This is a genomic window from Nocardia sp. bgisy134 (assembly GCF_965341865.1).
Classification (GTDB): Bacteria; Actinomycetota; Actinomycetes; order Mycobacteriales; family Mycobacteriaceae; genus Nocardia.
On the sequence record NZ_CBDQZP010000006.1, the window covers coordinates 1 to 24,278 of the forward strand.

26 protein-coding genes and 1 tRNA gene are annotated in these 24,278 nt (G+C 69.2%); 16 read left to right on the plus strand and 11 right to left on the minus strand.

The window, feature by feature from the left end:
- Positions 1-91 precede the first annotated feature (91 nt).
- Positions 92-174, minus strand: a tRNA-Tyr gene (locus ACRWNM_RS12485).
- A 175-nt stretch (positions 175-349) separates the two neighbouring features.
- On the opposite strand from ACRWNM_RS12485, the gene ACRWNM_RS12490 reads away from it, so the two are divergent.
- Positions 350-841 (plus strand): YajQ family cyclic di-GMP-binding protein, encoded by a 492-nt coding sequence (locus ACRWNM_RS12490; protein ID WP_431966809.1) that lies wholly within the window; start codon positions 350-352, stop codon positions 839-841.
- A 99-nt stretch (positions 842-940) separates the two neighbouring features.
- Here ACRWNM_RS12490 and htpX read toward each other — a convergent pair whose 3' ends face one another.
- Together htpX and ACRWNM_RS12500 are read right to left on the minus strand one after the other, a co-directional pair.
- On the minus strand, positions 941-1,819 hold the full coding sequence (htpX, locus tag ACRWNM_RS12495; protein WP_431966811.1) for a zinc metalloprotease HtpX: 879 nt from the start codon (positions 1,817-1,819) through the stop codon (positions 941-943).
- Between the two features lie 110 nt (positions 1,820-1,929).
- Complete coding sequence (locus tag ACRWNM_RS12500) at positions 1,930-2,952, minus strand: polyprenyl synthetase family protein (RefSeq protein WP_431966813.1); 1,023 nt, start codon at positions 2,950-2,952, stop codon at positions 1,930-1,932.
- A gap of 186 nt (positions 2,953-3,138) precedes the next feature.
- Between ACRWNM_RS12500 and ACRWNM_RS12505 the strand changes: the two genes are divergently transcribed.
- The 3 genes from ACRWNM_RS12505 to ACRWNM_RS12515 are packed head-to-tail and all read left to right on the plus strand — an operon-like array spanning position 3,139 to position 5,339.
- Complete coding sequence (locus tag ACRWNM_RS12505; RefSeq protein ID WP_431966815.1) at positions 3,139-4,410, plus strand: geranylgeranyl reductase family protein; 1,272 nt, start codon at positions 3,139-3,141, stop codon at positions 4,408-4,410.
- Positions 4,411-4,420: 10 nt separating this feature from the next.
- A complete protein-coding gene (locus ACRWNM_RS12510) occupies positions 4,421-4,840 on the plus strand; it encodes a helix-turn-helix transcriptional regulator (protein ID WP_431966817.1) in 420 nt (139 codons plus the stop codon).
- Positions 4,841-4,895: 55 nt separating this feature from the next.
- A complete protein-coding gene (locus tag ACRWNM_RS12515) occupies positions 4,896-5,339 on the plus strand; it encodes a VOC family protein (RefSeq protein ID WP_431966819.1) in 444 nt (147 codons plus the stop codon).
- Between the two features lie 55 nt (positions 5,340-5,394).
- Here the strand turns inward: ACRWNM_RS12515 and ACRWNM_RS12520 are convergent, their stop codons facing one another.
- On the minus strand, positions 5,395-5,901 hold the full coding sequence (locus tag ACRWNM_RS12520; protein ID WP_431966821.1) for a DUF2505 domain-containing protein: 507 nt from the start codon (positions 5,899-5,901) through the stop codon (positions 5,395-5,397).
- 40 nt (positions 5,902-5,941) lie between these two features.
- On the opposite strand from ACRWNM_RS12520, the gene ACRWNM_RS12525 reads away from it, so the two are divergent.
- Positions 5,942-6,415 carry a DUF3592 domain-containing protein gene (locus tag ACRWNM_RS12525; protein WP_431966823.1) on the plus strand — a complete coding sequence of 158 codons (474 nt, stop codon included), beginning with the start codon at positions 5,942-5,944 and terminating at the stop codon, positions 6,413-6,415.
- Here the strand turns inward: ACRWNM_RS12525 and ACRWNM_RS12530 are convergent.
- Positions 6,393-6,758, minus strand: coding sequence for a cupin domain-containing protein (locus ACRWNM_RS12530; protein WP_431966825.1), 366 nt, complete (start codon positions 6,756-6,758; stop codon positions 6,393-6,395). The two genes, ACRWNM_RS12525 and ACRWNM_RS12530, sit on opposite strands and share 23 nt — an antisense overlap.
- A 63-nt stretch (positions 6,759-6,821) precedes the next feature.
- Between ACRWNM_RS12530 and ACRWNM_RS12535 the strand changes: the two genes are divergently transcribed.
- From ACRWNM_RS12535 to ACRWNM_RS12545, 3 genes are all read left to right on the plus strand, one after another.
- Positions 6,822-7,289, plus strand: a complete 468-nt coding sequence (locus tag ACRWNM_RS12535) for a MarR family winged helix-turn-helix transcriptional regulator (protein WP_431966827.1) — start codon at positions 6,822-6,824, stop codon at positions 7,287-7,289.
- Positions 7,290-7,393: 104 nt separating this feature from the next.
- Entirely contained in the window at positions 7,394-8,536 is a 1,143-nt protein-coding gene (locus ACRWNM_RS12540) for a glycosyltransferase family 4 protein (RefSeq protein ID WP_431966829.1), read from the plus strand.
- A gap of 82 nt (positions 8,537-8,618) precedes the next feature.
- A complete protein-coding gene (locus ACRWNM_RS12545; RefSeq protein WP_431966831.1) occupies positions 8,619-9,323 on the plus strand; it encodes a demethylmenaquinone methyltransferase in 705 nt (234 codons plus the stop codon).
- A gap of 94 nt (positions 9,324-9,417) precedes the next feature.
- On the opposite strand, the gene ACRWNM_RS12550 is transcribed toward ACRWNM_RS12545, so the two are convergent.
- On the minus strand, positions 9,418-9,927 hold the full coding sequence (locus ACRWNM_RS12550; RefSeq protein ID WP_431966833.1) for an SgcJ/EcaC family oxidoreductase: 510 nt from the start codon (positions 9,925-9,927) through the stop codon (positions 9,418-9,420).
- Positions 9,928-9,987: 60 nt separating this feature from the next.
- Here ACRWNM_RS12550 and ACRWNM_RS12555 point away from each other — a divergent pair, with 60 nt between their 5' ends.
- Both ACRWNM_RS12555 and ACRWNM_RS12560 read left to right on the plus strand, forming a co-directional pair.
- Complete coding sequence (locus ACRWNM_RS12555) at positions 9,988-10,461, plus strand: MarR family winged helix-turn-helix transcriptional regulator (protein WP_431966835.1); 474 nt, start codon at positions 9,988-9,990, stop codon at positions 10,459-10,461.
- Between the two features lie 121 nt (positions 10,462-10,582).
- Positions 10,583-14,809, plus strand: coding sequence for a molybdopterin-dependent oxidoreductase (locus ACRWNM_RS12560; RefSeq protein ID WP_431966837.1), 4,227 nt, complete (start codon positions 10,583-10,585; stop codon positions 14,807-14,809).
- A 41-nt stretch (positions 14,810-14,850) separates the two neighbouring features.
- Here ACRWNM_RS12560 and ACRWNM_RS12565 read toward each other — a convergent pair whose 3' ends face one another.
- Positions 14,851-15,885 carry an aldo/keto reductase gene (locus ACRWNM_RS12565; RefSeq protein WP_431967408.1) on the minus strand — a complete coding sequence of 345 codons (1,035 nt, stop codon included), beginning with the start codon at positions 15,883-15,885 and terminating at the stop codon, positions 14,851-14,853.
- 114 nt (positions 15,886-15,999) lie between these two features.
- Between ACRWNM_RS12565 and ACRWNM_RS12570 the strand changes: the two genes are divergently transcribed.
- Complete coding sequence (locus tag ACRWNM_RS12570; protein WP_431966839.1) at positions 16,000-16,632, plus strand: TetR/AcrR family transcriptional regulator; 633 nt, start codon at positions 16,000-16,002, stop codon at positions 16,630-16,632.
- 38 nt (positions 16,633-16,670) lie between these two features.
- Here ACRWNM_RS12570 and ACRWNM_RS12575 read toward each other — a convergent pair whose 3' ends face one another.
- On the minus strand, positions 16,671-17,249 hold the full coding sequence (locus ACRWNM_RS12575) for a TIGR03086 family metal-binding protein (RefSeq protein WP_431966841.1): 579 nt from the start codon (positions 17,247-17,249) through the stop codon (positions 16,671-16,673).
- 163 nt (positions 17,250-17,412) lie between these two features.
- Here ACRWNM_RS12575 and ACRWNM_RS12580 point away from each other — a divergent pair, with 163 nt between their 5' ends.
- Together ACRWNM_RS12580 and ACRWNM_RS12585 are read left to right on the plus strand one after the other, a co-directional pair.
- Positions 17,413-17,649, plus strand: a complete 237-nt coding sequence (locus ACRWNM_RS12580) for a hypothetical protein (RefSeq protein WP_067791385.1) — start codon at positions 17,413-17,415, stop codon at positions 17,647-17,649.
- A gap of 126 nt (positions 17,650-17,775) precedes the next feature.
- A complete protein-coding gene (locus ACRWNM_RS12585; protein WP_431966843.1) occupies positions 17,776-18,012 on the plus strand; it encodes a hypothetical protein in 237 nt (78 codons plus the stop codon).
- Position 18,013: 1 nt separating this feature from the next.
- Here ACRWNM_RS12585 and menD read toward each other — a convergent pair whose 3' ends face one another.
- The 3 genes from menD to ACRWNM_RS12600 all read right to left on the minus strand — a co-directional run bounded on the left by menD (position 18,014) and on the right by ACRWNM_RS12600 (position 21,299).
- Positions 18,014-19,654, minus strand: a complete 1,641-nt coding sequence (gene menD, locus ACRWNM_RS12590; protein ID WP_431966845.1) for a 2-succinyl-5-enolpyruvyl-6-hydroxy-3-cyclohexene-1-carboxylic-acid synthase — start codon at positions 19,652-19,654, stop codon at positions 18,014-18,016.
- A gap of 467 nt (positions 19,655-20,121) precedes the next feature.
- Positions 20,122-20,568, minus strand: coding sequence for a DUF6918 family protein (locus ACRWNM_RS12595; protein ID WP_431966847.1), 447 nt, complete (start codon positions 20,566-20,568; stop codon positions 20,122-20,124).
- A gap of 86 nt (positions 20,569-20,654) precedes the next feature.
- Positions 20,655-21,299 (minus strand): PaaI family thioesterase, encoded by a 645-nt coding sequence (locus tag ACRWNM_RS12600; protein WP_431967410.1) that lies wholly within the window; start codon positions 21,297-21,299, stop codon positions 20,655-20,657.
- A 186-nt stretch (positions 21,300-21,485) separates the two neighbouring features.
- Here ACRWNM_RS12600 and ACRWNM_RS12605 point away from each other — a divergent pair, with 186 nt between their 5' ends.
- From ACRWNM_RS12605 to menE, 3 genes are all read left to right on the plus strand, one after another.
- A complete protein-coding gene (locus ACRWNM_RS12605) occupies positions 21,486-22,379 on the plus strand; it encodes a 1,4-dihydroxy-2-naphthoyl-CoA synthase (RefSeq protein WP_431966849.1) in 894 nt (297 codons plus the stop codon).
- Between the two features lie 16 nt (positions 22,380-22,395).
- Complete coding sequence (locus ACRWNM_RS12610) at positions 22,396-22,788, plus strand: VOC family protein (RefSeq protein WP_431966851.1); 393 nt, start codon at positions 22,396-22,398, stop codon at positions 22,786-22,788.
- Between the two features lie 354 nt (positions 22,789-23,142).
- Positions 23,143-24,276 (plus strand): o-succinylbenzoate--CoA ligase, encoded by a 1,134-nt coding sequence (gene menE / locus ACRWNM_RS12615; RefSeq protein WP_431967412.1) that lies wholly within the window; start codon positions 23,143-23,145, stop codon positions 24,274-24,276.
- Positions 24,277-24,278: the final 2 nt, after the last annotated feature.

Consider the following 24,278-nt stretch of genomic DNA (forward strand, 5'->3'; position numbering starts at 1 on the left):
CGGGCGGGGCGTGGGGGTTGCACCCCCACAAGGAAATACGAAGCGAGCCCCACATGCGCTTTCTGCATGTGAGGCTCGCTTGTGAGCGGAGTGGCAGGTGTAGGATTCGAACCTACGTAGGCTTTCACCGACAGATTTACAGTCTGCTCCCATTGGCCGCTCGGGCAACCTGCCTTACGTGCGCTTTCTCGGCGCGCAGAGCAGAATACAACGAACCCCGGTGTGTAATGCAAACCGGCTGGCCAACGGCCCTGCGGCGAGACTACGGTCGGTCTTCCGGGTAGAACTACGATGCCGGTTGCACCCGGTGTACGTGAGCCCGTCGGACCGTCAGGAACAGGAGCGCAGTGTGGCCGATTCGTCTTTCGATGTCGTCAGCAAGGTCGACCGGCAGGAGGTCGACAACGCTCTGCATCAGGCGGAGAAGGAGCTGAACACCCGCTACGACTTCCGTGGCACCGGCGCGAAGATCGAGTGGTCCGGCGAGGACAAGATCGTGCTGACGGCGGAGGCCGAGGAGCGCGTGAAGGCCGCGCTCGAGGTGTTCAAGGAGAAGCTGATCCGGCGGGACATCTCGCTGAAGGCGTTCGACGCGGGCGAGCCGGTGGCGTCCGGCAAGACCTACAAGATCACCGGCAGTCTGGTGCAGGGCATCGATGCCGAGAAGGCGAAGAAGATCTCGAAGAAGATCCGCGACGAGGGCCCGAAGGGCGTGAAGGCGCAGATTCAGGGCGACGAGCTACGGGTGAGCAGCAAGAAGCGCGACGATCTGCAGGCCGTGATCGCACTGCTGAAGGGCGAGGATTTCGAGATCGCGCTTCAGTTCGTCAACTACCGATAGCGGTTGCGCCGCAACGCCTTTCGTTGCCACACAGCCCAACGCCGACTCGGCGCGATACGAACCGAGCCCGCCAGTCATCCGGCCGGCGGGCTCGCTCGCTCAGTAGTTGCGCGGACCGCCCGCCATCTCCTCGAGCCGGGCTATCCGATCGGCCATCGGCGGGTGCGTGGAGAACCACCGCGCGGCCCGCTCACCGGCACGGAACGGGTTGGCGATCATCAGGTGCGACTGGGCCGTCAACTGCGGCTCAGGGGGCAGCGGAGCGGCCTGTACGCCGCGTTCCAGTTTCCGCAGGGCCGAGGCGAGCGCCAGCGGGTCGCCGGTGAGTTCGGCGCCGGACTGATCGGCCTGGTACTCACGGGAACGGGAGACGGCGAGCTTGATCAGGGTGGCCGCGATCGGGCCGAGCAGCGAGACCAACAACACACCGAGGATGTTGGGGCCGCCGTTGCCGCGGCCGCCGAAGGCCGACGCGAAGAAGGCCAGGTTGGCCAGGCCGGAGATGACCGCGGCCAGCGCGCCCGCGATGGACGAGATGAGGATGTCGCGGTTGTAGACGTGCGAGAGCTCGTGACCGAGCACCGCGCGCAGTTCGCGCTCGTCGAGGATCTGCAGGATGCCGCTGGTACAGCAGACCGCGGCGTGCCGCGGGTTGCGGCCGGTGGCGAAGGCGTTCGGCGCGTTGGTCGGACTGATGTAGAGCCGCGGCATCGGCTGCCGCGCCGCCGTCGCCAGTTCCCGCACGATCCGGTAGATGACCGGCGCTTCCAGCTCACTGACCGGCTGCGCGTGCATCGCCTTCAGCGCGAGCTTGTCGCTGTTGAAGTAGGCCCAGGCGTTCATGCCTACGGCCAGCAGGATGGAAATGACCAGGATCGTCGGGCTGCGGAACATAGCCCCGGCGAACACGATGATGGCCGAGAGCCCGACCATCAGACCGAAAGTCTTGAACCCGTTCGCATACCCGTGCCCGTGCATACGTCTCCTTGCCCACTCCCCCGTCCGTCGAGTGCGTTACGCCTGATCAACGATCGGCGCCGGGGCCAAAGTTCCTGAACGAGTCGGAGGCGCCGCGACGGCGCGTCCATTCACCCGACGCGTTCGATGGTGTAGCGGACGAGCTGTTCGAGCGCGTCGTTGGCCGGGCCGGCGGGCAGCGCGGACAGCTCAGCGTGCGCCAGGTCGGCGTAGCCCTGCAACTTCTCCTTGGCGAGCACCATGCCGCGCGAGCGGGCGAGCAGCGCCAGCGCCTCGTCGACCTCGTCGTCGGTCTCCAGCGGACGCGCCAGCAGCGTGCGCAGCCGGTCGCCCTCGGCGCCTTCGTCGCGCAGCGCGTACAGCACCGGCAGGGTGTGCACGCCTTCGCGCAGGTCGGTGCCAGGGGTCTTGCCGGATTGCTCGGAAGCCGAGGAGATATCGATGATGTCGTCGGAGATCTGGAAGGCGGTGCCGACCGCGTCGCCGAGCCGGGCCAGCCGCTCGATGTGCTCGGGGCCCGCGCCGGAGAAGGTGCCGCCGAAGCGTCCGGCCGCGGCGATCAGCGAGCCGGTCTTCTCCCACACGACCCGCAGGTAGTGCTCGACCGGGTCCTGCGATTCGCGCGCGCCGACGGTCTCGCGCATCTGGCCGGTGACCAGTTCGGCGAAGGTCTCGGCGATGATGCGGACCGCGTCGGGGCCGAGCGTCGAGGTGAGCCTGGACGCGTGCGCGAACAGGTAGTCGCCCGCCAGGATCGCGACGTTGTTGCCCCAGCGCGAGTTCACGCTCGGCGCGCCGCGGCGCATCGGGGCCTCGTCCATCACGTCGTCGTGGTACAGCGTCGCCAGGTGCACGAGTTCGACCACGGTGCCCGCGGTGATCAGATCGGGATCGGTCGGGCGCGGACCGAGCTGACCCGTGAGGATGGTGAACAGCGGCCGGAACCGCTTGCCGCCCGCCCGTGCCAGATGTAGTGCGGCGTCCTGGAGGAAGTCCTCGCCGTCGGAGAGCTCGGCGATCAGGAGTTTCTCGACCTCTTCCAGGCCGTTGCGCACGCTCGCCGCGAGCTCGGGGTCACCGAGTTCGACCCCGGCGACCACCGTGCTCTCATCACTAACAGCCGATGTGCTCATCTCATCTCCCAGCGCCGCGTCCGACCCCACGGTAGAGAACCTAGCGTGTCCGACCCGCGTGGCCCATGAACACCGTCACTATGCGGTGTATCAGACACTTTTCCACACGACGGCTCGGCCGGGTACGCCGCCCGGCGAGTGGTCCGGCGTCGACACCGATCCGGCTGTCCTGCAAGTATTGAGCGCATGGGTGCACCGGATGTCACAGCCGACGACCGCGCGGAGAACCCGCTGCCCGATCGCGCCGAGGTCCTGGTCGTCGGCGCTGGTCCGGCCGGTTCCGCCGCGGCCGCCTGGGCCGCGCGCGCGGGCCGCGACGTACTGCTCACCGATGCCGCGGTCTTCCCCAGGGACAAGACCTGCGGCGACGGCTTGACACCGCGGGCAACCAAAGAGCTGGAACACCTCGGGCTCGGCGAGTGGCTGCGCGCGCACACCGTCCACCACGGCCTTCGCATGACCGGCTTCGGCAGGGAAGCCCTGCTCACCTGGCCCGGCGGCTCGTTTCCGAGCTACGGAAGCGCTGTCGCGCGAACCGAACTCGACGACAAGCTGCGCGAGACGGCGGTGAAGTCCGGTGTAAGGATGCTGGACGGCATGAAAGTGGTGGATGTCACCAGGGCGGGCGACCGGGTCGCCGGTGTGACGGTGCAGACGGCGGAGGGCGCGCGCGAGATCGCCTGCGACATCCTGATCGTCGCCGACGGCGTGCGCTCGCCCATCGGGAAACTGCTGGGCCGCACCTGGCATCGCCGTTTCGCCTACGGCACCGCGGCGCGCGCCTACATCAAGTCCGGCCGCAGCGATGACCAGTGGATCACCTCGCACCTCGAATTGCGCGATGCCGACGGCCAGTTGGTGCCCGGTTACGGCTGGGTGTTCCCGCTGGGCAACGGCGAGGTCAACATCGGCGTCGGCTCGCTGGCCACCGAGAAGCGGCCCTCCCACATCGCGCTGAAACCGCTGCTGCGCCACTACACCTCGCAGCGTTATCAGGAGTGGCAGTTCGAGGGCGAGCTGCGCGCGGTGGCTTCGGCGCTGCTGCCGATGGGCGGCGCGGTGTCGAACGTGGCAGGCCGCAACTGGGTGCTGGTCGGCGACGCCGCAGGCTGCGTGAACCCGCTCAACGGCGAGGGCATCGACTACGGCTTGGAGGGCGGGCACATGCTCGCCGATCTGCTGGACGCGCCCGATTTCACCGGGCTCTGGCCGGATCTGCTCCGCGCCCGCTACGGCCGCACCTTCTCGGTGGCGCGCCGGATCGCGGGCCTGGCCACCCATCCGCGCATGGTGCCAACGGGCGGCCCGCCGGTGATGCGTTCGAAGTATTTGCAGCGCACCGCGGTCCGCGTGATGGGCAATCTCGTCACCGACGAGGATCTGGACATGACCGCGCGCGCCTGGCGTCTGGCGGGCCGGGCATCCATGCGCTACGACGACCTGCCGCCCTTCACCTGAGCGCGGGCACATGGGCGAACCCCGCGGATTGCCCGCGCTCTACCTGCTCCCGCACCTGCGCAAGGCGCGTGACCTCGCGGATCGGCACTACGCCGACCCGCTGAATCTCGACGAATTGGCCGCCGCCGCGGGCGTTTCCAAATATCACTTCTTGCGCGCCTTCGCCGCGGTGTACGGCGTGACGCCGGCCGCGTACCTGGCCGAGCGCCGCATCGAGCGCGCCCAGGATCTGCTGCGCGCCACCAACCTGACGGTCACCGAGGTCTGCATGATGGTCGGCTACACCAGTCTCGGCTCGTTCAGCTCCAAGTTCCGTCAGCTGGTCGGCGTCACGCCGTCGGAGTATCAGGCGAAATTCGCGGACGGCGCACCGCGCATTCCCGGCTGCTACGTCTTCATGCACGGCCTGTCCGACCGCAAGCGTCCCTGACGACACCGCAATTTCGGAGAAGCCGAAGCGTCGACAACGCTCATAGCCTGGGAGCATGACGACGATTACGAACATTTCCCTGGTCACCGTCTATGTCACCGATCAGGACGAGGCCAAGCGGTGGTACATCGACAAGCTCGGGTTCGTGGAGACCGGCGACGTCACCATGGGCGAGAACGGCTTCCGCTGGGTGACCGTCGCGCACCCGGATCACCGGGAACTGGAGGTCACGCTGATGATCCCCGGCCCGCCGCTCGACGAGAACATGGCCGAGGCGGTCCGGCGCGCACTGGCCAACGGCACGCACGGCGCGTTGGGTCTGCGGACGGAGAACTGTCAGAAGACCTTCGAGGAGCTCACCGCCAAGGGTGTCGAGTTCATCCAACCGCCTGCCGAGCGTCCGTACGGCACCGAGGCGATCATCCGGGACAACTCGGGCAACTGGCTGGTGCTGGTGGAGAACAAGGAGTTCGATCCGCGGAACTTCACCGAGCAGTGACGGGCGGACGAACGTCGGGCGCCCCGCGCCGGGGCGCCCGACTCGACGGAATAGGTCAGGCGGTCGCCTGCGCGCCGAACCACTCCTCGAAGAACTTGCGCTCGCTGTTGAGCACGCGGTGGAACAGCTGCTCGGCCAGCGGCTCGATGGCCCCGCCGACCAGCGTCACCTTCACCTCGACGGAGCCGACGACCTCGATCTCGCTGCCTTCGGCGGTCGGGCGCAGTTCGTAGGAGCCCGACATCCGGGTGGTGATACCCGCGGTGTCGGCCTGGAAGACGCCCTTGGCGATCTCGCCGTCCAACGCCTGCCAGTCGTCGGTGCGCGAGAGCACCAGTTCGTTCTTGAGTACTTTGCGTACGATCCCGGGAATCTTGTCCTGACGAGCCTTTTCGGTCATGTGAATGCGGATGGTGCCCGCGCCGCCCGGATGCGACAGCTCGAGTGTCGCGGTCTCGGCCCCCGCGAAGCGGGAGCGCCAGACGTCGTCGGTGGTGAGTGCCCGGTGAAGATCTTCGACCGGAACGGTGTAAGGCACGGTGAAGCTGAATTTTCGGGACATGGGCGCACACGCTAGCCGAGTCCATCGGTAGCCTGTTGCGGTGTCGGAAACCACCCAGTCCGTAAGGCGGACCGTCCGCCTGCGGCGGGCGAGAATCGGCGTACTCACCGCCGCGGCTGTTGTCAGTGTGCTCATGGTGCTGCTGGTGCTCGCGGCCTGGCGCAACGACTATCTGATCAGTTCCGACCGCGGGGTGACCACCGGCGAGGTGCTCTCGGCGGGCAGGCTGCGCTCGGCGGTCATCTACGTCACGCCCGACGGCGAGACGCACAATCCGAAGGTCGGCGTGCTGTATCCGACCAACCTGACCGCGGGCGAGCGCATCAACGTCGAGTACAGCCGCAGCGATCCCGATCTGGTCCGGGTGGCGGGTCGTGACGTCCGGGTCGCGATCCAGCCCGCCCTCTCGGTGATCGTGGTGGTGTGGGCGCTGGCCCTGCCCGCGCTGTGGTTGATCGTCCGCGCGGGCAGGCGCGAGCCCGAGCAGCGGGTCACTGCGCCCACGGCGGGCTGAGCTTGCTGCCGTCGGCCATGGTGGCCTGGAATCCGGCGGCGATCGCGACGTGCGCCACGGCCGGTTCGCCGGACGGGTTGGCGACCGAGATCGGCTCGCCCGCGGGCACGATGGCGACATCGCCCACGGCGAGCCGCTGACCGCTGACCTCCAGTACTCCGGAGAGCACGAGGAAGATCTCGTCGCGGTCCAGGACGTGCGCGTCGTCGCTGTCGCGGTGCGGCGCGACGGTGAGACGCCAGGTACAGATGTCCGCCGAGCCGCGGCTCGGCGCCGCCATGGCGCTGAACTCGATGCCGGGAAGCTCGAAGCGCTGCGCTTCGGCGGCCTTGATGACATGCATGGAAACTCCCACGAAAAGATAGACAAGCCAACTTGATCAAGTTGGCTTGTCTATCATGACGGGATGGCATCCACACCGCAAGACCCGGATCTCGGCATCCTGCTCGGCCTCGCCTGGGAGCAGTTCGTCGTCGAACTGCGAGCGTCCTTGGCGGAGCAGGGTTTCGACGACACGGGCCGTTCCGACGGCTATGTGTTCCGCTGCCTGACGAAACGGCCGATGAACGTCAGCGAGCTGGCCGAACGGCTCGCGATCAGCAAGCAGGGCGCCGCACAGATCGTCGACGACATGCAGCAGCGCGGGTACGTGGAACGCCGCCCCGATCCGGCCGACGGCCGCGCCAAACTCCTCTACCTCACCGAACGCGGCAACGCCGCACTCGCCGCCGCGCGGCGCTTCCACCGGAACCGGGAGCAGCGCCTCGTGCGCGAACTCGGCGCGGATGCGGTGAATACGCTGCGTACGGCGCTGGGTGCGATCGCGACCGAGGAGCGGCTGGCCGACCCGCAGCTGCGGGCGCTGCACATCTGACGCGCTGGGGACTGTCTGCGACAGCGCGAGGAGTTCGCCGGAACTTTCCGCGCCCTTCATGTCCGCGTGGCTGCGGCGCGCGCTGCGCGGGTCACGCTGAGGTGGTGCGCGTAGCCATCGTTTCGGAGTCCTTCCTGCCGAACATGAACGGCGTCGTCAACTCGGTGCTCCGGGTGCTCGATCATCTGGACAAGCACGGACACGAGGCGCTGGTGATCGCACCCGACACACCGCGCGGCCTGCCCGCCGCCGCATGGGCGCACGGTCGTTTCCCGGTACACCGGGTGCCCGCGGTGATGGTGCCCAAGGTCAGCTCGCTGCCGGTCGGGTTGCCGCAGCCGGGTATCACCGCCGCGATCGCCGAATTCGACGCCGACGTGGTGCATCTGGCCTCCCCCTTCCTGCTCGGCGCGGGCGGGCTCGGTGCGGCCCTGCGACTGGATCTGCCGACGGTCGCGGTGTATCAGACCGATGTGGCCGGCTTCGCCAAGAGCTACGGACTCGGACTGGCCAGCCGCGCGGCATGGGTCTGGACCAAGCGCATCCACGAGGGCGCCACCCGCACGCTGGCGCCGTCGCGCGCGGCCGCGGAAGACCTGGCCAGGCACGGCATCCCGCGCGTGCACCGGTGGGGCCGCGGCGTGGACATCGGCCGGTTCACCCCCTCGGCCCACCGCGCGGACCTGCGCGAACGCTGGCTGGGCGGACACGAGCGGCTGCTGGTCGGATTCGTGGGTCGGCTGGCCCCGGAGAAGCACGTCGAGCGACTGGCCGTACTGGCCGACGACCCCGGCATTCAGCTGGTGATCGTCGGCGACGGCCCGGAACGCGACCGGCTGGCCCGGCTCATGCCCGGCGCGGTCTTCACCGGCGAACTGGGCGGCGACGAACTCGCGCAGGCGTACGCGAGCCTGGATGTGATGGTGCACGCGGGCGAGCACGAGACCTTCTGCCAGGGCGTGCAGGAGGCGCTCGCCTCCGGCGTCCCGGTCATCGGGCCCGACGCGGGCGGTCCGCGCGACCTCATCGCGCACTGCCGCAACGGCTATCTGCTTCCGGTCGACCGCTTCACCGAACTGCTACCCAGCGCCGTGGCCGCGTTGCGCGACCCGGCACTGCGCGCCCGTTTCGCCAGCGCCGCCCGCAAGTCCGTACTGCACCGAACCTGGCCTGCCATTTGTGACGAGTTGATGGCGCACTACACCGACGTCACCGGCCAGGACTTCCGCCTGTCGAATACGGCGTGAGCCCGGCGCCCGACGGGCGAATATCGGCTCTGTGAGCGGTCACACGCGGGTCCGTAAAGGGCAGTCCCTTAAGGTCGTTGACGTGGCGAATACGCATGCAGGTCGAGCCTCACTGGACAAGCGGCCGAGCGAGGTCGCGTCGATGTTCGACGGGGTCGCGAAGCGGTACGACCTCACCAACACCGTCATTTCCGCCGGCCAGGACCGCTACTGGCGCTGGGCGACCCGCAAGGCGCTCGGGCTCCGGCCGGGCGAGCGGGTGCTGGACTTGGCGGCGGGCACCGGCGTCTCCACCTTGGAATTCGGCAAGTCCGGCGCCTGGTGCGTGGCGGCCGACTTCTCCAAGGGCATGCTCGCGGCGGGACGGTTCCGCGGTGTGCCGATGGTCGCGGGCGATGCCATGGCGCTGCCCTTCGCCGACGATTCCTTCGACGCGGTGACCATCTCCTACGGTCTGCGCAATGTCGCCGATCCCGATCTGGCGCTGCGCGAGATGCTGCGCGTCACCAAGCCGGGCGGGCGGCTGGTGGTCGCCGAGTTCTCGACGCCGATCGTGCCGGTGTTCCGCACCGTGTACATGGAGTACCTGATGAAGGCGCTGCCGCAGGTGGCGCGGGCGGTCAGCAGCAACCCCGACGCGTACGTGTATCTGGCGGAATCGATTCGGGCCTGGCCGAACCAGCGGCAGCTGGCCATGCGGATCGCCAAGGCGGGATGGTCGTCGGTCAAGTGGCGCAACCTCACCGGCGGTGTCGTCGCACTGCACCGGGGTTACAAACTGGGCTGAGCGCCGGATCTTCCCCAGGGCGGCCGCGTCGAACCGGCCGCGCTGGGGCTTTCAGGCCACGGCCTGGGGGCTTTCAGGCCACGGCCTGGGACTTTCAGGCCACCGCCGGGCGGCGACCGAGGCCGAGGCGGCGGGCGACGCGAGTCATCAGATGCGACATCCGCGAGGGGAAGGATTCCGGGGCGGGAACCGTGACCGGGCGGACGCGTCCGTTGTGGATGGCGGCGATGCGCCAGCCGTCGGGGGTGCGCGCCACGACGACGGTCTGCCGGGAGAGCCTGCGCTTCGGCAGCCGGGAACGCCACGGCATCAGCACCGACGCGGTGCCGTACAGGACGGCGACGTCGGGCGTGAGGTAGCGGATCGATTCGAGGTCACCCACCAGTGCCGAGTCCGCGAGCACGCCGCGGAACAACTGGTCGTGGTTGCGCTGATGCTCCGCGCGTCCGATGGCGCGGGTGCCGTCGTAGGAGACGTAGTCGGAGTCCTCGGTGAACAGCGCGCCGAAGGCGGCCGCGTCGTTGTCGGTCCACGCCCGCATGAAGCGCTGGAACAGGTCGCGGATCAGGGTGTCGTCGCCGGTGCGATCGAGAGTGTGGTTCATGGTGCGTTGCTCCGTGCTAATGTTTTGACTGTCGAACAATAAGATAACAGAAAGGTTCGAATGTCGAAAGATGAGAGGATCGACGCGGTCGGCGAACAGCTGCGACTGCTCCAGCGCAGCTTCGACACCTTCGACGAGGCCGCCGCCGCCCGGCTCGGCCTCAACCGCACGGATCTGCGCTGCCTGGACATCGTGCTCGGACGCGGACCGCTGCCCGCGGGCGAACTGAGCGCCGAGCTGAAACTCAGCCCCGGCGCCACCACAACGGTCATCGATCGGCTGCAACGCGCGGGATTCGTCACCCGCAATCAAGACCCGGCCAGCCGCCGCCGGGTGCTCGTCGAGGCCACCGACGCCGCACGCGCCGCCGCGGCCGACATCTTCGTACCCGTCGGCATCGCGGGAGCCCAGGCGCTGCGCCGCTACGACGCCGACCAGCTCGACCTCATCCTCGACTTCCTCGGCACCGCACTCGCCGTCCACCGCGCCGAGACCGAACGGCTCACGGCCGAAACATCGGAGCAACCGCGCTGAGCTGCGGCGACGTGACCGACGACACAGCTCACAGCCGCGATTGTTGGCTGTGAGGAGAATTGTCACCTGGCGATAACGTCCGGTAAATCCGGCGCAATCGGCGTTCCGCATGATCGGTGGCATGTCGGACGCAGCCAGCAGCCCCGCGCCGGGCACCGCCAGAACGGCGTGCTCGTACTGCGGCGTGGGTTGCGGCATCACGGTCGAGACCAAGCCGGGCGCCGAAGGGGCGCCGGTGATCGCCAAGGTCAGCGGCGACAAGCTGCATCCCGCGAACGCGGGCAGGCTCTGCACCAAGGGCGCCACCCACGCGGAGCTGATGCGGACGCCCGGCCGAATGGCCACCGCCTATCGGCGTCCCGAGCGCGGGCAGGAGCCGACGCCGATCGCCGTGGACGCCGCGGTGCGCGAGGCGGCCGATCGGCTGCGCGCGATCCTGGACGAGCACGGGCCCGACGCCATCGCGCTGTACGTCTCCGGGCAGATGTCGCTGGAAGCGCAGTACTTGGCCACCAAACTGGCCAAGGGCTACCTGCGGACCGTGCACATCGAGGCCAACTCGCGACTGTGCATGGCCAGCGCGGGCACCGGCTACAAACAGTCGCTAGGCGCCGACGGGCCGCCCGGCTCCTACGACGATTTCGAGCACGCCGACCTGTTCTTCGTCATCGGCGCGAACATGGCCGACTGCCATCCGATCCTCTACCTGCGCATGGCCGACCGGCTGAAGACGGGCGCCAAGCTGATCGTCGCCGACCCGCGCCGCACCGACACCGCCGCGCGCGCCGACCTGTACCTCCAGCTGCGCCCCGGCACCGACCTCGCGCTGCTCAACGGCCTGCTGCACCTGCTCGTCGCCAACGGCGACATCGACAAGGAATTCATCGCCGAGCACACCGAGGGCTGGGACGCCATGCCCGACTTCCTCACCGACTATCCACCCGCCGAAGTCGCCGAGATCACCGGCCTCGCCGAACAGGACATCCGCACCGCGGCGCGCTGGATCGCCGAGGCAGGCGAGTGGATGACGCTGTGGACGATGGGACTCAACCAGTCCACCCACGGCACCTGGAACACCAACGCGATCTGCAACCTGCACCTGGCCACCGGGGCCATCTGCCGTCCCGGCAGCGGGCCCTTCTCGCTGACCGGCCAGCCCAATGCCATGGGCGGACGCGAGATGGGCTACATGGGCCCCGGCCTGCCCGGTCAGCGCTCACTGCTCTCGCCCGCCGACCGCACCTTCGTGGAGACGGCATGGGGCGTGCACCCCGGCACCATTCGCACCGAGGCGGGGCCGGGCACCATCGAGATGTTCCGCGGCATGGCCGAGGGCGAGATCAAGGCGGCGTGGATCATCTGCACCAATCCGGTTGCCTCCGTGGCCAACCGGAAGACGGTGATCGCGGGCCTCGAAGCCGCCGAGCTGGTGATCGCGCAGGACGCCTACACCGACACCGCCACCAACTCCTACGCCGACCTGCTGCTACCCGCCACGCTGTGGGCCGAGGCCGACGCGGTGATGGTGAACTCCGAACGCAATGTCACGCTGTTGCAGCGCTCGGTCGACCCGGTCGGCGACGCGCGGCCGGACTGGCTGCTGATCGCGCAGGTGGCCACGGCCATGGGCTTCCCCGGCTTCGAATACGCTTCCAGCGCCGAGGTTTTCGCCGAGATCCAGGGCTTCGCCAATCCGGCGACCGGCTACGACCTGCGCGGCATGAGCTTCGACGCGCTGCGCGATGGCCCGATGCAGTGGCCGTGCGCCGAACCCGGCAAGCGCCGCAACCCGATCCGCTACTTGAACGACGGCGTCAGCCAGGATCTTTTCGTCGACGACGAGGGCCACCGCCCGCGTCTGGCCTTCGCCACCGCGAGCCGCCGCGCGATGTTCTGGCCGCGCCCGCACCTGCCGCCGGAGGAAATGCCCGACGATGACTACCCGTTCGTGCTGAACACCGGTCGCCTGCAACACCAGTGGCACACCATGACCAAGACCGGCAAGATCGCCAAGCTCACCAAGCTGACCGGGCAGCCGTTCCTCGAGGTGCATCCGGAGGACGCCGAGCGGCTCGGCGTCGGCGCTGGTGACCAGCTCGAAATCGCTTCCCGCCGTGGCCGAGCCGTGCTTCCGGTGCAGATCAGCGACCGGGTGCGCCCAGGCGACTGCTTCGCGCCATTCCATTGGAACGACGAACAGGGTGAGTACCTGACCATCAACGCCGTCACCAACGACGCCGTCGACCCGGCCTCGCTGCAACCCGAGTTCAAGCAGTGCGCCGTCTCGCTGCGCCGCGTCGCGCCGATGAAGCAGGCCGAGACTCCGGTCGCCGAAGGGGTTTCCGCGTCGCAGGCGGGCGCGCATCCGCTCGCGGTGATGCTCGGGCTGGACAGCGGGGTCGCGCCGACGCTCACCGACACCGAACAGATCTACCTCAGCGGGTATCTGGCCGCGCTGCACTCGCTGCCGGTGGTCGGTCAGCCGGTGCTGCCGGAGACCGCGCCGCTGTCCACCCGCAGCAGGCTCTGGATCGACGGACTGCTCGCGGGCATGTACTCGCGCGGCGCGCTGTCGTCCGAGGTCCCGGCTCCCCCGGCGGAGCAGCGGCCGGTCACGGTGCTGTGGGCCTCGCAGACCGGCAACGCCGAGGAGTTCGCCGCGGCGGCGGCCGAGCGCCTGGCCGAATCCGGCTTCACGCCGCGGCTTTTCGAGATGGATTCCTACGATCTCGGCGCGCTCACCGGCGACGCCCTGTTCATCAGCAGCACCTTCGGCGACGGCGGTCCGCCGGACAACGGCGTGGACTTCTGGGCCAGGCTCACCGACAGCGCGACCCGGCTCACCGGCCTGCGCTACGCCGTTCTCGCGCTCGGCGACTCCTCCTACGACGACTTCTGCGGGCACGGCCGCAAGCTGGACGAGAAGCTGGCCGAACGCGGCGCGACCCGGCTGCTGCCCCGGGTGGATTGCGAACCCGACTACGACGAGCCCGCGGCGCGCTGGCTCGACGCGGTGCTCGGCGCGTTCGGCGGCGGGAACGACAACGGCGGCGGCGGGAACGACGGCGGCCCCGACGACCGTGACGGTCCGGCTCCCTCTGGTGGTTCAGGCCTGCGCCCACCGGTGCGCGCCGCGAGTTCCGGCGGCACCATGGTGCTCACCAGGCCCGATGCCCCGGCTCCGGCACGTTCCCTGCGCGCCGCGCCCGCCCGGTTCACCCGCAACGCGCCGGTGGCCGCACCGCTCGTGCGCAACGAACAGCTCTCGCGCGCCGGATCGCCGAAAGAGGTGCGCCAGTTCGGTTTCGATCTGCGAGGCCTGGACGCGGGCTACGAGGTGGGCGATTCGCTCGGCGTGTGGCCGTCGAACTGTCCGTCGCTGGTCGAGGAGTGGCTCACCGCCACGGGCCTGGACGGCAGGCGCGTCATCGAGGTGGACGACCTGGAGATGCCGCTGACCGAAGCGCTGCGCACCCGGTACGACATCACCAAGGTCAGCCACGACCTGCTCGGCTTCATCGGCGAACGCAACCCGAGCAACCAGCTCGCCAAGCTGCTGCGCAGGGACAACCGCAACGAGCTGGACAGCTATCTGTGGGATCGCCAGGGCGTCGACGTGCTGCGCGACTTCCCGGTGCGCGCCGATCTGGTGGAATGGCTCGGCGCGCTGAAAAAGCTCCAGCCGCGCCAGTATTCGATCTCGTCGAGTCCGCTGGTCAGCCCGGACGAGGTGCAGCTGACGGTCGGCGTGGTGCGCTACGGCGAGCCCTCCGGCCCGACCGCCCGGCGCGGCGGAGTGTGTTCCACCTTCCTCGCCGACCGGGTGTCGGACGAGTCCGCCGACGCCACCGTGCCGATCTTCCTGCAGCGCGCACCGCATTTCCGGCCGCCGCTCGACCCGACGGCGCCGATGATCATGGTGGGACCCGGCACCGGCATCGCCCCGTTCCGCGGCTTCCTGCACGAGCGCAGGGCGCTGGGCGCGACGGGCCGCAACTGGCTGTTCTTCGGCGAACAGCACGCGGCGCAGAACTTCTACTACCGCGCGGAGCTGGAGGACATGTTCCGCACCGGTTTCCTGACCCGTCTCGACCTGGCGTTCTCCCGCGACCAGCGGGAGCGGATCTACGTGCAGCACCGGATGATCGAGCACGGCGCCGAGTTGTGGTCGTGGCTGCGCGACGGCGCCCACTTCTACGTGTGCGGCGATGCGGCGCGCATGGCCAAGGACGTCGACGACACGCTGCTCGCCATCGCCCGTATCCACGGCAAGCTGGACGAGGACGGCGCGCTGGCGTTCCGCAAGCAGCTCGTCGCCGAAAAGCGTTACGTGCGCGACGTGTACTGAGCCACCGCGGAGCGGCCCGCCCAGAGGCGGGCCGAATCCCGCTACACCACAGGCGGATTGAGCCGGGTGAAGTCCGGCAGGCGGTAGTACGGGTAGTAGGGGTACGGCGGGGTGACGGCGCCTGCCTTGTCCAGGCGGGCGAGCTGCTCCGGGTCCAGGCGCCAGCCGACGGCGCCGAGGTTCTGACGCAACTGTTCCTCGTTGCGCGCGCCGACGATGACCGTCGCCACGGTGGGGCGCGTGAGCAGCCAGTTGAGCGCGATCTGCGGGACGGTCCTGCCGGTCTCGGCGGCGATCTCGTCCAGCACGTCGACCACGTCGTAGAGCAGCTCGTCGTCGACGGGCGGACCGGCCTCGGCGGTCCGGTGCAGCCTGCTGCCCGCCGGAAGTGGTTGGCCGCGCCGGATCTTGCCGGTGAGCCTGCCCCAGCCGAGCGGGCTCCAGACCACCGCGCCGACGCCTTGGTCCCGGCCGAGCGGCATCAGCTCCCACTCGTAGTCGCGGCCGACCAGCGAGTAGTACACCTGGTGCGCGACGTAGCGGGTCAGTCCGTTGCGATCTGCGGCGGCAAGGGATTTCATCAGCTGCCAGCCCGCGAAGTTGGAGGCCCCGAGGTAGCGGATCTTGCCCGCGCGCACCAGGTCGTCGAGTGCGGCGAGCGTCTCCTCGACCGGGGTGTGCGCGTCGAAGGCGTGCAGCTGGAACAGGTCGATGTGGTCGACGCCGAGGCGGCGCAGCGAGCCTTCGACCGCGCCGATCAGCCGGGCGCGGCCCGAACCCGCGTCGCTGGGTCCCGGCCCGGTCGGCAGACCCGCCTTGGTGGACAGCAGCAGCCGCTCCCGCCTGCCCTTGATGGCCGCGCCCAGGACTTCCTCCGAGGCGCCGTCGGAGTAGACGTCGGCCGTGTCGAACATCGTGACGCCCGCGTCCAGGCTGATATCGATCAGCCGCCGCGCCTGCTCCACATCGGTGTCGCCCCACGCGCCGAACAGTTCGCCGCGACCGCCGAAGGTGCCCGCGCCGAAGCTCAGCGCCGGGACGAGCAGACCCGATGCGCCCAGCCGCCGGTACTCCATCTGCGTGTCCACAGTCCGAAGATTCACAGGACCGCCCTCCTAAAGGGTCTATAGTTCCGTTAACACCTTCGAACGGTACACGCCGTTCGGCACAAATGGAACTGGAGTCCCGTTATGACCTCCGAAGACCCCGCTCCCGGCTCGGTTCGCCCAGGTGGGCGCACCGCGCGCATACGCGAGGCCGTCCTGCGCACCGCGGGCGACCTGCTCGCCGAACGCGGTTTCGCGACACTGGATCTGGCGGAGATCGCCGCGGCGTCGGGCGTCGGCAAGACCACCGTCTACCGCCGCTGGGGCACCCCGGCCGGGCTCGTCGCCGATCTGCTCGACGACATGGCCGAGCAGTCGCTGCCGCGCGCCGACACCGGTTCGCTGCGCGGCGATCTCACCGCCAACGCGCGCCTGGTCGCCGAGACGCTGACCGACCCGCGCCAGAGCCGCCTCTTCCAGGCCGTGATCGCCGCGGCCACCGGCGACCCGGTCACCTCGGCGGCGCTGCGGCGCTTCTACGACGTCCGCCTCACCGAATGGGCGCCGTGCGTCGAGGACGCGATCGCGCGCGGCGAGGCGCCCGAGAGCACCGATCCGCGCGCGGTCCTCTCCGCGGTCTCCGCTCCGCTCTACTACCGCCTGCTGGCCAGCGGCGACCCCATCGACGAGGCCGTCGCCGACACCGCCGTTCGAGCCGCCATGGACGCCGTCGCCGCGGGCACGTTCGTCACGAGGCCGTCCGCCGACACCGACTGACAGCGCCGCTGGGTGCGACCGGACTTCCGGAACGCGGCCTAGGCGGACCAGCTAGGGGCGCGACCGGTCAGGCCGATCACGCGATCGAGGGCGGACGCGTCGGCGGGGACCTCGACAACCGGACCGAAGAGTCCGGGCGTGCCGGTCGACGGCGTTTCGCGGAGGAATTCGAACAAGATCGCGGCGTCGGAGTCGGCGCAGGTGAACGGCTGGCCGGTGGCGCGAGCCAGGTCCCAGCCGTGCACGACGATCTCGTCCAGCGCGATCACGGCCATCACGATCGCGGCTTCCCGGACGCCGCCCGCCTCGGTCTCGCCTTCCCACGCGCCCGGTTCCCGCCACGCGGCGACCAACTCCTTCAGCTGGGCCGCGATTCGGGTACGCCAGTCCTCGGGCAGTTTCGAGTCCCGCGCGACGGCGGGCGGGACGCTGCGGCCGACGGATTCCTTGGTCGCCGCCTGCCGGAACGCCTCGGTCAGCGCGAGCACGTGGTCGAGCAGCGCGGCGACGGTGCTGCCCACGCACGGCGTCGCGGCGTCGAGCTGGTCGTCGGAGATGCCCGCGACCACGGTCTCCAATGCGGTGGCGGCGGGCTCGAAATCGAACGTGGATGTCATCGGGTCTCCTGCCGGATGCGAGTTGTCTGCGTGAGTTGAGACCGTGCGGGGCCGCGGAATTCATCGGTCCCGCCGCGATCCTGCGCCGCCGAAACGGGCCCGCGAACGCCTCCGCGATCAACTCGTAACCGCGAAAAGTGCTGGAAAAGAGGAGAATTGGTGGATGAAGGGTGATCGAGTGGAGATCGTCGTCGACGTCGGCGACGGCTCTCGCAGTTACGAAATCGCCGCGACCCGTGCGGGGCGGCGGGTCGAGGTGCGCATCGCGCGCGGAGTGGTCGAAGTCAGCGAGGTGACGCGGACCGGGGTCGCCGTCCGCACGGCGCGGTTCATGGCCGGGCGCACGCTGGCGCTGGTCGAACATCCGGTGAACGGGGGCGCGGCCGTCGAGGGGGAATGAAGACATCCGGCGCGGACGGTTGCCGGAAACTCGCTGTCGGAGCATTCTCGACACTGTTGGACTTTTGTCCGCTTCCTCGAATGGGTATACCCGCTGCGGGAGAGCACCAGCGGAGAGGAGCACACGATGATCGATCGCAGCACGCCGCGCACGTTGGACGACGCCCCGGAGGCCGATCGCGTGGAGCAGTCCACGCCCGCCTATCAGACGGACGACACCGACGACCGGGCCGCCGCGGAAACCGGCGTCGAACGCGCGACGCGCGACGCCGTCGATCGCGACGTCTGGCAGGCGAACGAAGCCGACATCATCGAGCAGTCCATTCCCGTGCCGATCGACGACGAGGACCGCGACGCCGAATAGCCTAGGTCGCGATCCTGGCCCGCACCGCGGCGTGCAGCTCGCGCAGGCTCGACCGCTCCGTGGCCACCTCGAGCACCCGCAGACCGTGCGCGTGCCCGGCCAGTTCGGCCGCCAGCTGCTGGGAATCCACCTGCCGGTGCGGGATGCGGTACGCGGCGCACAGCGCGGCCAGATCCATGCCGTGCGGCGTGCCGAAGACGCGCTCGAAGACGCCCGCGTACTGCGGGTCGCCCTGTTCGAGCAGCTCGAAGATGCCGCCGCCGTCGTCGTTGGCGACCACGATCGTCAGGTCGACCGGCCGCGGCTCGCCAGGCCCGATCAGCAGGCCCGAGGCGTCGTGCAGGAAGGTCAGATCGCCGATCAGCGCGACGGTGCGTCCGCCGTGCGCCAACGCCGCGCCGACGGCCGTCGACACAGTTCCGTCGATGCCCGCCACACCGCGGTTCGACAGCACCTTGATGCCGGGCCGCGGATGCGAGACCAGGGCCGCGTCGCGCACCGGATTGGATGCGCCGAGCAGTAGCTGATCGCCCTCGCGCAGTGCGTCCATGACGACCGCCGCCACGTGCAGGCCGGTCGGCTTCGGGTGCCCGGCGAGCGTGGCGCGCACCACCTGCTCGGCGTTGTCGCTCACTTCGCGGCAGTGCGCGAGCCACTCCGCGCGCGGCGCTCCCGCGGTGATCGCGCGGGTGCCGGTGCCGACGACGTTGCCCGACACATCGGGCCAGCGCGGGCCGGTGGTCAACGCGAAGACGGTGACGGACGGATCGGCCAGCACCTTCGACACCTGCCGGTGCAAGGTCGGGCGACCGGTGATGATGGCCTGCTTCGGCTTCAGCAACGGCAGGGCGAGCGGGTGCAGCGCCGGGCCGTGCATGGGCGCGGTCGGCTCCGCGACGGTCGGCAGCTCGGCCAACTCGGGGCGCAGACCCGCGCCGTGCCCGGAGATCACCACGGTGTCCGGGGTCAGATCGATGTCGAGCGGCACATCCAGCGTCGCGTACTGCGTCGCCGTCCACGGCTGCCCGCCTGCGCGTCCTTCGGGACCGGCGGCCGCCACGGGGTCCGGCACCAGCGGCTCGCGCAGCGGAATGTCGAAATGCACCGGGCCCGCGTTGCCCGATCGCGTGCCGCGGGCCGCGGCGAGCACCCGGCACACCGCCGAGCGCCACACGCTGTTCTGCTGTCCGTACGGGCCGCTTCCGTTGCCACTGTGATCGACCTCGGCCAGCCCGAGACTGATGGTGGCGCGCACCTGGCTACCGAACAGACCCAGCTGCTCGACGGTCTGATTGGCGCCGGTTCCGAGCATCTCGTAGGGCCGATTGGCGCTCAGCACGATCAACGGAATCCGCGCGTAGTTCGCCTCCAGCACCGCAGGGCCGAGATTCGCCACCGCGGTACCCGAGGTCATCACCACAGGAACCGGATTGTTGCCTGCGATCGCCAGACCGATGGCGAGAAAACCCGCGGCCCTCTCGTCGATGCGCATGTGCAGCCGCAACCGACCGGCCGCGTCGGCGGCCTGGAGCGCGAAGGCCAGCGGAGCGTTCCGCGAACCGGGACACAACACCACATCGCGGACACCCCCGCGCACAAGTTCGTCGACGACTACTCGAGCCTGAGCGGTAGACGGGTTCACGGCTCCAGCCTCTCAGACAGTGTCCGCGCCGTCTCCGTCACCCTGGTCACAGTGTCTTTGGCGCGCTGGCGCGCGGGGTTCGCGGCCCTTCATGTCTCGCTTCCGAGCGGCCGAGACTCGCGACTTCGTCGCATGCGCTTCGGCCGCTCGGAAGCGAGACGGCCGCGAACGGGCTCGTAAGACTCGCCCTGGGGGTGGTTGGGAGGGTGGGATCGAGCGTTCGGAATTCGGTGTGCGCTGGGGTCGGGTGTGAGAGCGCTACTCGGGTATGTGAGCGGTTGCGCAGACGCACGGCGCATGTGTCTCGGCTACTTGGAAGCGAGACTGCCGGAAAGTGGCTCGTAAGGCTCACCCTCCGAGTGGTTGGGAGGGCGGGATCGAACCTGGATGCGCGGTGACCGCGCGATGAGCACAGTCGCACGCCGAGCTCGGGCGGCCGGGGCTCGGCGTGCGTCTGCTGCGTGCGATCAGTTCGCGTGGCGCTGCACCAGGTCGCCGAGGCGCGGGAGGGCCTCGATGACGTTCTTCTTGGCCGAGGAGCGCATCGAGGAGTACACCTTCTGCAGCGCGGGGCGGCTGGAGGCGTCGGCGCGGGCGTCGGTCACCGAGAGGAGCGCTTCGGCGACCTCGTCGGACTTGGACACGAGCAGGTCGGCGAACTGGCCCGAACCCGCGGCCTGGTACTCCTGCCAGAACGGCTCCAGCTGCTCGACCAGCTTGGGCGCCAAGGACTCCAGCGCGTCCGGCACGATGGACGGGCTGATCTTCTTCACCGCAGCGTAGCCGCCCTTGACCGCAAGGCCGGACGCCCCGCCCTTATCCGACACCTCGGCGTCCAGAACCTCCTTGGCATCGGCAAGGAAGGCCGAGCGCTTCGTGTCGTCGAGCAGGGATTCAGACAGTGCTGCAACCACTTTCAGGTTCCTCCGAAATAGATGTCGATGAACGAGCGCACGCCACTATACGCACTGGTGCGCGCGGTCACACGGGCTAGTTCCGCTCACGGCTGCCACGGCAGCAACTGCACCATCAACCCTTCGCAATCCGCAAGCAAATCGCCCTGCTCATCGCGCAATTCGGCGGTGATGAAGGTTTTGCGGCCTTCGACGCGGTCGACGCGTCCCGATACTGTCAGCGTCCGTTCCAGCGGAGTGATCTTGCGGTAATTCACGTGCAGATAGGCGGTCCGGCTGATCGGTCTTCCCGCGTAGTGCACGATCATGCCGAGCAGGTCGTCGAACAGCAGCGGAAGCACGCCACCGTGCGCCGCGCCGTTGCCGCCGAGATGAAAACGGCGAAACTCGCCCGTCATGGTGATGCCGTCCGGTCCGGCCGAGAGCACCCGCCATGGCAACAGCAACAGGCTGCCGCGCCCTGGCAGTTCCACCGCACGCCCGGCCGGGCCCTGCAATTCCGGCGCGCGATGCGGCTCCAGCAACTCGATGAGCTCGCGTGCCTGCGCCAACGCCGCGCCGAACACCTCGTCGGGCGCGTCGACCGAGACCGCCAGATCCTGCAGCGTGCGCATGGCTTCCACGAAAGGCCCGAAATTCGAACCGATCCGGGCGCGGGAAACCTTCGGGAATCCGCCGTGCGTTTCGTACCGGCTTTCGTCCACCGCGCTGCGATCGATGCGCGGGCGGATCGCCGTCCCCGGGGAACGCGGCGCATCCGATTCGGCGGGCGCCTCCGCGGCGGAATCTGGAACAGGTTTCACTCGCTCGCTCATACCTGCACGGTAACGCGTAGTTTTACACCGTCAAGTCCACGGTGGCGAAATGCACGGAAGTCGCTGGCACCGGATCTTTCGCCGCGGGCAATAATCACAAGCGTGACGTTCAATCCCAAGCTGTGGCGACCGGTCCCCGGATTCGAGAATCTGACCGACATCACCTATCACCGGCATATCGAGCAGGGCACGGTGCGGGTGGCGTTCGATCGGCCCGAGGTGCGCAACGCGTTTCGGCCGCATACGGTCGACGAGCTCTACCGGGCGCTCGACCACGCGCGAATGACTTCCGATGTCGGCGCGGTCCTGATCACCGGCAACGGACCGAGCCCCAAGGACGGCGGCTGGGCCTTCTGCTCCGGCGGTGACCAGCGCATTCGCGGCCGTAGCGGTTACCAGTACGCCGACGGCGAGACCGCCGACACCGTCGACCAAGCGCGGGCGGGCAGGCTGCACATCCTCGAGGTCCAGCGCCTCATCCGCTTCATGCCCAAGGTCGTCATCGCGCTGGTCAACGGCTGGGCCGCGGGCGGAGGGCACAGCTTGCACGTGGTCTGCGACCTGACGCTGGCCAGTCGCGAGCACGCCAGGTTCAAGCAGACCGACGCCGATGTCGGCAGTTTCGACGGCGGCTACGGCAGCGCTTACCTGGCAAAGATGGTCGGCCAGAAGTTCGCCCGCGAGATCTTCTTCCTCGGCCGCCCGTACACCGCCGAGGAAATGCATCAGATGGGCGCGGTCAACAAGGTCGTCGACCACGCCGAGCTGGAAGACGTCGCGCTGGAGTGGACCGCCGACATCAACGGCAAATCCCCACAGGCCCAGCGCATGCTGAAGTACGCGTTCAATCTGCTCGACGACGGCTTGGTCGGCCAGCAGCTGTTCGCGGGCGAAGCCACCCGGATGGCGTACATGACCGACGAAGCGGTGGAAGGCCGCGACGCGTTCCTGGAGAAGCGCAAGCCGGACTGGTCGCCCTACCCTTGGTACTTCTGACGAAGGGACTGGCCCCATGGAGATCCTCAGCAGCCGAGTGATTCTGCGGCCGGCGGACTACGCGAAAACGCTCGAGTTCTATCGCGACGGACTCGGTCTCGCGATCGCCAGGGAATACCCGGGCGGAACCGTTTTCTTCGCTGGACAGTCGCTGGTGGAGGTCGCGGCGCACGGCGGAACGGGCGCGTCGACGGCCTTCGACGGCGCTATCTGGTTGCAGGTGCGCGATGTCGACTCCGCCGCCGTCGAGCTGGCACTGAAGGGAATCCCGATCGACAGGGCGCCGAAACAGGAGCCATGGGGCTTGATCGAAATGTGGATTCGCGACCCGGACGGTGTGCCGGTGGTGCTGGTGGAAATTCCGCCCGAACATCCGATCCGGAGGGATTCCCGCTGGTCGGACGAGTGATCGACGGGCGGGGATCGGACCGAGGTCCGAATGCCGAGTTGCCAAGGGCTGCCTCGGCGAGGACGATAGCGCTCTAGCGGACGCCCGGCCGCCGATGTCCGGGCGACCGCCTTCCGCGACCCGTCCGACGAGTGAATCGCAGTCTCGATGTCTGGCTTAGCCGAGCCCCATTCCTTCGGGGCGGCCGCACGCTGCGCGCGCCGCCCCAGCAAACCGACCCGTTCCCCGCGCGACGGCGCGGGCATGACACGATCCCTATCGTGATGGAACCGAGCGACGGCGAGGTGCGGTCGTGAGTGAGCGCCAGAGCTTCAGCGAGGCGGAGTCGTGAGCAACACTTTGCGGACGCTCCCGATGCCTACCGGGTCCGGACTGGGCGACGTACTACCGCATCTGCGAGAAGCGTTGGAGGGCAACGGCCCCGCGTGGCTGCCCATCCCGACCAGCGACCGCAGGGAGGCTCGTCGGCTCAGCGACGCGCTCTCCCCCGGCGAATCGATCGACGACGACGTGGCGCTGGTGGTCACCACCTCCGGCACCACCGGCGTGCCCAAGGGCGCCATGCTCAGCGCCTCCGCGCTGCGCGCCAGCGGCACCGCGACCCATGACCGCCTCGGCGGCCCGGGCGCCTGGCTGCTCGCGCTGCCCACCCACCACATAGCGGGCCTCCAGGTGCTCTTGCGCAGCATTCTGGCGGGCGCCGAACCCACCGTGCTCGACGTCTCCGGCGGATTCCTCCCCGAGGCGCTGGCGGGCGCGGTGGCAGGCATGCGCGGCCGGCGCCGCTACACCGCCCTGGTGCCGACCCAGTTGATCAAGGCCCTCGACGCACCCGGCGCCGCCGAGGCGCTCGCCGATCTCGATGCCGTGCTGGTCGGCGGCGCGGCCACCCCGCTGCCGGTGTACGAGCGCGCGAAAGCCGCCGGTATCAACGTCGTTCGCACCTACGGCATGAGCGAGACCTGCGGCGGCTGCGTCTACGAGGGCGTGCCGCTCGACGGCGCGAAGGTGCGCATCGAAGACGGCCGCGTCCTGCTCGGCGGCGCCATGATCGCCAGCGGTTACCGAGGCCAGCCCGACCACCCCGCCTTCGCCGAACCCGGCTGGTTCCGCACCGAGGACGCGGGCACTTTCGCCAACGGCGTGCTCCAGATCACCGGACGGCTGGACGAGGCCATCCTGACGGGCGGATTGCTGGTGATCCCGCAGGTCGTCGAGGCCGTGCTGGTGACGCACCCGTCCATCAGCGAGTGCGTGGTGCTCGGCCTGCCCGACGAACGCCTCGGCCAACGCGTCGCGGTCGCGGTCGTCCCCACCGCGGGAGCCACCCCCACGCTCGAGGAACTGCGCGATCACGTCGTCCGCGAGCTCGACGCCATTGCCGCCCCCCGCGAACTGGCGCTCCTGGACGAACTGCCGCTGCACGGCCCCGGCAAACCCAACCGAGCCAAACTCCGCGAACTGCTCCTCGCCCAGTCCCCCAACTGACC

What these genes read in the sequence shown, in the direction of transcription:
- htpX (WP_431966811.1), bottom strand. Translation starts at nt 1,819, where the DNA reads ATGCACGGGCACGGGTATGCGAACGGGTTCAAGACTTTCGGTCTGATG.
- ACRWNM_RS12500 (WP_431966813.1), bottom strand. Translation starts at nt 2,952, where the DNA reads ATGAGCACATCGGCTGTTAGTGATGAGAGCACGGTGGTCGCCGGGGTC.
- ACRWNM_RS12505 (WP_431966815.1), top strand. Translation starts at nt 3,139, where the DNA reads ATGGGTGCACCGGATGTCACAGCCGACGACCGCGCGGAGAACCCGCTG.
- ACRWNM_RS12510 (WP_431966817.1), top strand. Translation starts at nt 4,421, where the DNA reads ATGGGCGAACCCCGCGGATTGCCCGCGCTCTACCTGCTCCCGCACCTG.
- ACRWNM_RS12515 (WP_431966819.1), top strand. Translation starts at nt 4,896, where the DNA reads ATGACGACGATTACGAACATTTCCCTGGTCACCGTCTATGTCACCGAT.
- ACRWNM_RS12520 (WP_431966821.1), bottom strand. Translation starts at nt 5,901, where the DNA reads ATGTCCCGAAAATTCAGCTTCACCGTGCCTTACACCGTTCCGGTCGAA.
- ACRWNM_RS12530 (WP_431966825.1), bottom strand. Translation starts at nt 6,758, where the DNA reads ATGCATGTCATCAAGGCCGCCGAAGCGCAGCGCTTCGAGCTTCCCGGC.
- ACRWNM_RS12535 (WP_431966827.1), top strand. Translation starts at nt 6,822, where the DNA reads ATGGCATCCACACCGCAAGACCCGGATCTCGGCATCCTGCTCGGCCTC.
- ACRWNM_RS12550 (WP_431966833.1), bottom strand. Translation starts at nt 9,927, where the DNA reads ATGAACCACACTCTCGATCGCACCGGCGACGACACCCTGATCCGCGAC.
- ACRWNM_RS12555 (WP_431966835.1), top strand. Translation starts at nt 9,988, where the DNA reads ATGTCGAAAGATGAGAGGATCGACGCGGTCGGCGAACAGCTGCGACTG.
- ACRWNM_RS12560 (WP_431966837.1), top strand. Translation starts at nt 10,583, where the DNA reads ATGTCGGACGCAGCCAGCAGCCCCGCGCCGGGCACCGCCAGAACGGCG.
- ACRWNM_RS12565 (WP_431967408.1), bottom strand. Translation starts at nt 15,885, where the DNA reads ATGGAGTACCGGCGGCTGGGCGCATCGGGTCTGCTCGTCCCGGCGCTG.
- ACRWNM_RS12570 (WP_431966839.1), top strand. Translation starts at nt 16,000, where the DNA reads ATGACCTCCGAAGACCCCGCTCCCGGCTCGGTTCGCCCAGGTGGGCGC.
- ACRWNM_RS12575 (WP_431966841.1), bottom strand. Translation starts at nt 17,249, where the DNA reads ATGACATCCACGTTCGATTTCGAGCCCGCCGCCACCGCATTGGAGACC.
- ACRWNM_RS12580 (WP_067791385.1), top strand. Translation starts at nt 17,413, where the DNA reads ATGAAGGGTGATCGAGTGGAGATCGTCGTCGACGTCGGCGACGGCTCT.
- ACRWNM_RS12585 (WP_431966843.1), top strand. Translation starts at nt 17,776, where the DNA reads ATGATCGATCGCAGCACGCCGCGCACGTTGGACGACGCCCCGGAGGCC.
- ACRWNM_RS12610 (WP_431966851.1), top strand. Translation starts at nt 22,396, where the DNA reads ATGGAGATCCTCAGCAGCCGAGTGATTCTGCGGCCGGCGGACTACGCG.
- menE (WP_431967412.1), top strand. Translation starts at nt 23,143, where the DNA reads ATGCCTACCGGGTCCGGACTGGGCGACGTACTACCGCATCTGCGAGAA.